The following is a 6,783-nucleotide window of genomic DNA, read 5'->3' on the forward strand; positions in this document are numbered from 1 at the left end:
GGTCAGCGGCGATCGATCTTCGGATCGAGCGCGTCGCGCAGCCCGTCACCCAGCAGGTTGAAGGCGAGCACCGTCAGGAAGATCGCCAGGCTGGGGAAGATCGCCACATGCGGGGCCGTCACCATGTCGGCTCGCGCTTCGTTCAGCATCGCGCCCCACTCGGGCGTCGGCGGCTGCGCGCCCAGGCCGAGGAAGGACAGGCTCGCCGCGGTGATGATCGAGGTGCCGATCCGCATCGAGAAATAGACGACGATCGACGAGATCGTGCCCGGCAGGATATGCCGCATCAGGATGGTCCAGTCGGACGCGCCGATGCTGCGCGCGGCCTCGATATAGGTCAGGCGCTTGAGCATCAGCGTATTGCCGCGCACCAGCCGCGCGAACGCCGGGATGCTGAAGATCGCGACCGCAAAGATCACGTTGACCATGCCGTTGCCCAGGATGGCGACGATGCCGATCGCCAGCAGGATGCCCGGGAACGCGAACAGCACGTCGGAGATCCGCATCACGATCCGGTCCCACCAGCCCTCGTAGTAGCCCGCCAGCAAGCCGAGCAGCGTGCCGACGATGGCGCCGACGATCACCGAGAAGAAGCCGGCGGCCAGCGAGATGCGCGTGCCCGCCAGGATGCGGCTGAAGATGTCGCGGCCCAGCGAATCGACGCCGAACCAGTGCGCCGCCGATGGGCCGGCGTTCAGCGCGTCGTAGTCGAAGTAGTTCTCCGGATCGTAGGGCACCAGCTGCGGCGACAGCACCGCGACGATCACCAGCAGGATCACGAACACGCCGGCGGCGAGCGCCAGATGCTGACGGCGGAACTTGCGCCAGAACTCGGTCCACGGCGTGCGGACGGGCTCGGCCTGCGCCGCCGCGCCTTGCACGCCCGCCGAGGCGGCCTCGTTGGCCACGGTCGATAGCTCGGTCATGGACGGCCTCACTTGTAGCGGATGGTGGGGTTGATCACCGTGTACAGCAGATCCACCACCAGATTGATCAGAATGAATTCCAGCGAGAACAGCAGCACCTCGGCCTGGATCACCGGGTAGTCGCGCATCTCGACGGCGTCGACCAGCAGCCGGCCGAGACCGGGCCAGTTGAACACCTTCTCGACCACGATCGAGCCGCCCAGCAGAAAGCCGAATTGCAGCCCCATCATCGTGACGACCGGGATCATCGCGTTGCGCAGGCAGTGCTTGGCGACCACCAGCGACTCGCGCACGCCCTTGGCGCGCGCCGTGCGCACGTAGTCTTCCTGCAGCACCTCGACGAACGACGCGCGCGTAAATCGCGCCATCACCGCGGCCACCGCCGCGCCGAGTGTCAGCGACGGCAGGATGTAGTGCTTCCAGCTTTCCGCGCCGATCGACGGCAGCCAGCCCAGCTGGACCGAGAAGATCTCCATCAGCAGCATGCCGAGCGCGAAGGCCGGGAACGAGATGCCCGACACCGCCAGCGTCATGCCGATGCGGTCGGGCCAGCGATTGCGCCAGACGGCGGAGCCGATGCCGATCAGCATGCCGAACACCACGGCCCACAGCATCGAGGCGACGGTCAGCCACAGCGTCGGGAAGAAGCGGTCGCCGATCTCCTCGCTGACCGGTCGCTTGGTGCGCAGCGAGGTGCCGAATTCCCCTTGCAGCGCATTGCCGAAGAAGGTGACGAACTGCTCGTGCAGCGGCTTGTCCAGCCCCAGATCCTTGCGCACCAGTTCGACGGTCGCGGCATCGGCCTCGGGCCCGGCGGCCAGCCGCGCCGGATCGCCGGGCAGCAGATGCACGAACAGGAAAACCAGCACCGCGACGATCAGCATCGTCGGCACCACGCCCAGCACGCGCTTCAGAAAGTAATTCAACATGACGACTCCAGACCCGCTTTTCCTCTCGCGGCTCGACGTGTCGCCCCCGCGAACGCGGGGGCCCAGCGGCTTTGATCCGCCACGGCGCGTCGAAAGCCGCTGGGTCCCCGCCTGCGCGGGGACGACGACGGCATGCGCAAAAGACGAACGCGGGCGCGACGCTTACTTGATATCGATGTTCTCGAACTCGAACGAGCCGTCCGGCATCACATAGGCGCCGCTCAGCCGCTTGCTGCGGGCATACAGCACCTGCTCGGTCACCAGGAAGGCCCACGGCGCGTCGTTCCAGATGCGCTGCTGCGCGTCCTTGTACAGCCGCGCCTTCTCGTTGCGATCGGTGGTACGCAGCGCGCCCGCGATATCGGCATCGACCTGATCGTTCTTGTAGTAGGCCGTGTTCAGCAGCTTCGGCGGCATCGATTCGGATGCCAGCAGCGGACGCAGCGCCCAGTCCGACTCGCCGGTCGACGACGACCAGCCGACGTAGTAGATGCGCACGCCGGCGTCTTCCGGCTTGGGCACGCTCTCGACCTTCTCGACGCGCTGGCCGGCCTCGAGCGCCTGCACCGAAGCCTTGATGCCGACCTGCTGCAGCTGCTGCTGCACGAACTGGATCACCTTCTGCGCGGTGGTGTGGTTATAGGCCGACCACAGCGTAGTTTCGAAGCCGTTCGGATAGCCGGCCTCCTTCAGCAGCGCGCGTGCCTTGGCCGGATCGTACGGCCACGGGCCCAGCTTCTCGGCGAAGTCGACGCCCGGCGGCACCACGCCCTCGGCCGGCACCGCATAGCCGGCGAACGCCACCTTGGCCAGCGCCTGCTTGTTGATCGCGTAATTGATCGCCTGGCGCACCTTCGGGTCGTTGAACGGCTTGACCTGCGTATTGAGCGACAGATAGCGCTGGATGATCGACGGCGCGGCGATCAGGTCGACCTTCGGGCTGGCCTTGAGCACCGCGGCCTGCTCGAACGGAATGCTGAACGCAAAGTCGGCCTCGCCGGTCTGCATGATCGCCGAGCGGCTGTTGTTGTCGACCACCGGCTTCCACGTAATGGTGTCGATCTTCGGCAGACCGCTCTTCCAGTAGCCGGCGAACTTCTTGCCGCGCAGGTGCTCGGGCTGCTTCCACTCGACGAATTCGAAGGGACCGGTGCCGACCGGATGGAAGGCGATGTCCTTGCCGTACTTCTTCAGCGCGGTCGGCGAGATCATCACGGCCGACGGATGCGCCAGCACGTTGATGAACGGCGAGAACGGCTCCTTCAGCGTGATCTTGACGGTGGTCGGGTCGACCACGTCGGTGCGCGCGACACGGTTGAACAGCGTGTAGCGCTTGAGCTTGTTGGCCGGATCGGTGACGCGGTCCAGGTTGGCCTTGACCGCGGTGGCGTCGAAGCTGGTGCCGTCGTGGAACTTGACGCCCTTCCTGACCTTGATCGTATAGACCAGTCCGTCCTTGCTGACGTCATAGCTGTCGGCCAGCACGTTGACGAGCTTCATGTCCTTGTCCAGGCCGAACAGGCCCTGGTAGAAGGTCTTCGAGACCGCCTGCGACAGCGTGTCGTTCGAATCGTAGGGATCGAGGGTGGTGAAGGTCGAGGCCACCGCCATCACCGCATCCTTGGCGGCGAAGGCCGGTCCGGCCGCGAACGCGGCCATCAGCAGGCCGCCGGCAAACAGGCGCGCCGCGCCACGTCGGGACAAACTGGCTTGGATCATTGTCGATTCTCCTTGGTAAGACGGACAGGTAGCACAGGGTGAACGGGCTGGACCGGCTCTTGGTGGCCTTGCCGCCCGGGTTGACTCAATAGGCTTGTTCGGCAGGCCCGCTCGACGTCAATAGGCGCCGCCGACCGCGTGCCGCGCGACGAAGTGGTCCGGCGCGACGGCGACCAGCGGCTGCACCACCGGCTCGTCGCCGATCGCGCGGATCGGGCTCGGCAGCTCCTCGGTCCGCGGCTCGCGCCGCAGATGACGGCGCGCCGGGTCGGCCACCGGCACCGCCGACATCAGCTTCTTCGTATAGGGATGCTGCGGGTTCTCGAAGATCGCGCGGCGCGGGCCGATCTCGACGATCTGGCCCAGATACATCACCGCGACCCGATGGCTGATGCGCTCGACCACCGCCATATCGTGCGAGATGAACAGGAAGGCGATGCCCATCTCGCGCTGCAGGTCCAGCATCAGGTTGACGATCTGCGCCTGGATCGAGACGTCCAGCGCCGACACCGACTCGTCGGCGATCACCACCTTCGGGTTCAGCGCCAGCGCGCGCGCGATGCAGATGCGCTGCCGCTGGCCGCCGGAGAACTCGTGCGGATAGCGCGCGGCATGGGCCGGCGACAGGCCGACCTTGTCCAGCAGCCATGCGACGCGCTGCTCGGCCTCCTCGCCGCTGGCGACCTTGTGCACCAGCAGCGGCTCCATGATCGAATATCCGATCGGCACGCGCGGATCGAGCGAGGCGAACGGGTCCTGGAAGATGAACTGGATATTGCGGCGCAGGCTCTGCAGCGCGGGCCCCGACAGTTCGCCGATGTTCTGGCCGGCGAACTCGATGGTGCCGCTCTGGCTGTCGACCAGCCGCAGCAGCGAGCGGCCCGTCGTCGATTTGCCGCAGCCCGATTCGCCGACCAGCGCCAGCGTCTCGCCGGGATACAGGTCGAAGCTGACGCGCTCGACCGCGTGCACGCGGCGCGTCGGCCGGCCGAACAGGCCGCCGGGCACGTCGAAACGGGTCACCAGGTCGCGCACGCGCAGGATCGGCTGGGCCGAGGCATCGGGACGCGTCGCCGCGGCCGGCGTATCGCTGCGGCCATCGGCGCTCGCCTGCCCCTCACCGCCTTCGACCCGCACCAGCGGAAACTTGGCCGGCAGATCGGTGCCAGCCATTGCGCCGAGCTTGGGCACCGCGGACAGCAGCGCGCGGGTGTAGGGATGCGCGGGCCGCGCGAACACGGTCGGCGCCTCGCCCTCCTCGACCTTCTCGCCGCGGTACATCACCAGCACGCGGTCCGCCATTTCGGCGACGACGCCCATGTCGTGGGTGATGAACAGCACGCCCATCTGCATCTCCGCCTGCAGATTGCGGATCAGCTGCAGGATCTCGGCCTGGATGGTGACGTCCAGCGCGGTGGTCGGCTCGTCGGCGATCAGCAGCGCGGGCCGGCACGACAGCGCCATCGCGATCATCACGCGCTGGCGCATGCCGCCGGACAGCTGATGCGGGTAGCGGTCCAGCACGCGACGCGCCTCGGGGATGCGCACCAGCTCGAGCATCCGCAACGCTTCGGCGCGGGCCGCCGCGTGGCTCTTGTTCTGATGCAGCCGGATCGATTCCGCGATCTGCTCGCCGACCGGGAACACCGGATTCAGCGAGGTCATCGGCTCCTGAAAGATCATCGCGATATCGGCACCGCGAATGCCGCGCATCGTGCCGCCATCGGCCTGGGCGAGGTCCAGCACGTCGCCGCCACGGCGGCGCAGCATCATGCTGCCGCTGGCGAGGCGTCCGCCGCCATGTTCGACCAGGCGCATCAGCGCCAGCGAGGTCACCGATTTGCCGGAGCCGGACTCGCCCACGACCGCCAGCGTTTCGCCGCGGTCGATATGGAAGGACAGGCCGCGCACGGCCTCGACGGTGCGCTCGGACGTGGCAAAGCGCACCGTCAGGTCGTTGACGGACACGACGCGCTGCGACGGCAGCGCCAGGCCGGATGCGGAAGACGAAGTAGACGCGGAAGTCGATGGGGCCATGGAGTGTTCCTCGAAACCTGCGGGCATGGTGTCAGCGGTAGATCGCCACGTGGACCGGCTCGCCCACGCGGGCATGGCCTCGGTACATGCCTTCGGTATTGAACGGCAGCGCGACATTGCCGGACGCGTCGATCGCGACCAGCCCGCCCCGGCCCTGGATCGCCGGCAGGCTCTGCATCACGACGGCATGCGTCGCCGCTTCCAGCGAGCTGCCGGCATAGCGCATGCGCGCCGAGATGTCGTAGGCGGCCACCGCGCGGATGAACATCTCGCCGGTGCCGGTGGTCGACACCGCCACCAGTTCGTCGGCATAGCAGCCGGCGCCGATCACCGGCGTATCGCCGACCCGGCCGAGCTGCTTGTTGGTGATGCCGCCGGTGGACGTGGCCGCGGCAAGCCGGCCCTGGCCGTCGAGCGCGACCGCGCCGACGGTGCCGAACTTGGTACCCGGATCGAGCGGCTCGCCACCCGCCTCGTCGGCGCTGGCCCGTGCGGCCAGCGCGGCGGCATCGTGATCCAGCAGGGCCATGCCGCTGCCCGCGCGGGCGCGTTGCCACTGCGCGTGGCGCTCCGGCGTGTAGTAGTAGTCCGCCTCGACCAGCGGCAGGCCTTGCGCCTGCGCAAACGCTTCGGCGCCGTCGGCGGCGAACAGCACATGCTCGCTGTGCTCCATCACCGCGCGCGCCGCCAGCACCGGGTTGCGCAGCCGCTTGACGCAGGCGACCGCGCCGGCATCGCGCGTGGCGCCGTCCATCACCGCGGCGTCGAGTTCGTAGGTGCCGGCGTTGGTCAGCACGGCGCCCTTGCCGGCATTGAACAGCGGGCAGTCCTCGAGCAGCCGCACCGCTTCGGTCACCGCATCGACGGCGCTGGCGCCATCGGCCAGCAGGCGCTGGCCCGCGCGCAGGGCGTGTTCGAGGGCGGCGATGTACTGCGCTTCCTTGTCCGCGTCCATCGCGGCGCGGGTGATGGTGCCGGCCCCGCCATGGATGGCGATCACGGGCGTGGGCTTGGAGGTCGATCGATCTGCGTTCATGGTGCTTGGGCCCGCCTGGACGGCGGGCGACTCGGTAAGGCTCGGAAGCGTTAGTCGTTATCGGTGTCCGGGCGCCGGCGCCGCGGCGCCTTGCCGGACCCCGGACGGGGCCTGGATTGCGGATCGCCGGCCGCGG

The 6,783-nt window shown here is 68.1% G+C and carries 5 protein-coding genes; all 5 read right to left on the reverse strand.

What is annotated here, in order from left to right:
• Positions 1 to 2: 2 nt before the first annotated feature.
• The gene (gene gsiD / locus B551_RS12825) at positions 3 to 926 is read right to left on the reverse strand and encodes a glutathione ABC transporter permease GsiD (RefSeq protein WP_023264237.1); all 924 of its coding nucleotides are present in this window, start codon (positions 924 to 926) and stop codon (positions 3 to 5) included.
• 8 nt (positions 927 to 934) lie between these two features.
• On the reverse strand, positions 935 to 1,855 hold the full coding sequence (gene gsiC / locus B551_RS12830) for a glutathione ABC transporter permease GsiC (protein WP_006576461.1): 921 nt from the start codon (positions 1,853 to 1,855) through the stop codon (positions 935 to 937).
• A gap of 162 nt (positions 1,856 to 2,017) precedes the next feature.
• Entirely contained in the window at positions 2,018 to 3,574 is a 1,557-nt protein-coding gene (gsiB, locus tag B551_RS12835; protein WP_006576460.1) for a glutathione ABC transporter substrate-binding protein GsiB, read from the reverse strand.
• A gap of 117 nt (positions 3,575 to 3,691) precedes the next feature.
• A complete protein-coding gene (locus B551_RS12840) occupies positions 3,692 to 5,611 on the reverse strand; it encodes a dipeptide ABC transporter ATP-binding protein (RefSeq protein WP_006576459.1) in 1,920 nt (639 codons plus the stop codon).
• A gap of 31 nt (positions 5,612 to 5,642) precedes the next feature.
• Positions 5,643 to 6,647, reverse strand: coding sequence for an isoaspartyl peptidase/L-asparaginase family protein (locus tag B551_RS12845; protein ID WP_043439343.1), 1,005 nt, complete (start codon positions 6,645 to 6,647; stop codon positions 5,643 to 5,645).
• Between the last annotated feature and the right edge of the window lie 136 nt (positions 6,648 to 6,783).

It is taken from the genome of Cupriavidus sp. HPC(L), from assembly GCF_000307735.3.
Taxonomy (GTDB): domain Bacteria; phylum Pseudomonadota; class Gammaproteobacteria; order Burkholderiales; family Burkholderiaceae; genus Cupriavidus.

Excerpts from the sequence above, each read along its gene's own strand:
- gsiD (WP_023264237.1), bottom strand. The coding sequence starts at position 926 with ATGACCGAGCTATCGACCGTGGCCAACGAGGCCGCCTCGGCGGGCGTG.
- gsiC (WP_006576461.1), bottom strand. The coding sequence starts at position 1,855 with ATGTTGAATTACTTTCTGAAGCGCGTGCTGGGCGTGGTGCCGACGATG.
- gsiB (WP_006576460.1), bottom strand. The coding sequence starts at position 3,574 with ATGATCCAAGCCAGTTTGTCCCGACGTGGCGCGGCGCGCCTGTTTGCC.
- B551_RS12840 (WP_006576459.1), bottom strand. The coding sequence starts at position 5,611 with ATGGCCCCATCGACTTCCGCGTCTACTTCGTCTTCCGCATCCGGCCTG.
- B551_RS12845 (WP_043439343.1), bottom strand. The coding sequence starts at position 6,647 with ATGAACGCAGATCGATCGACCTCCAAGCCCACGCCCGTGATCGCCATC.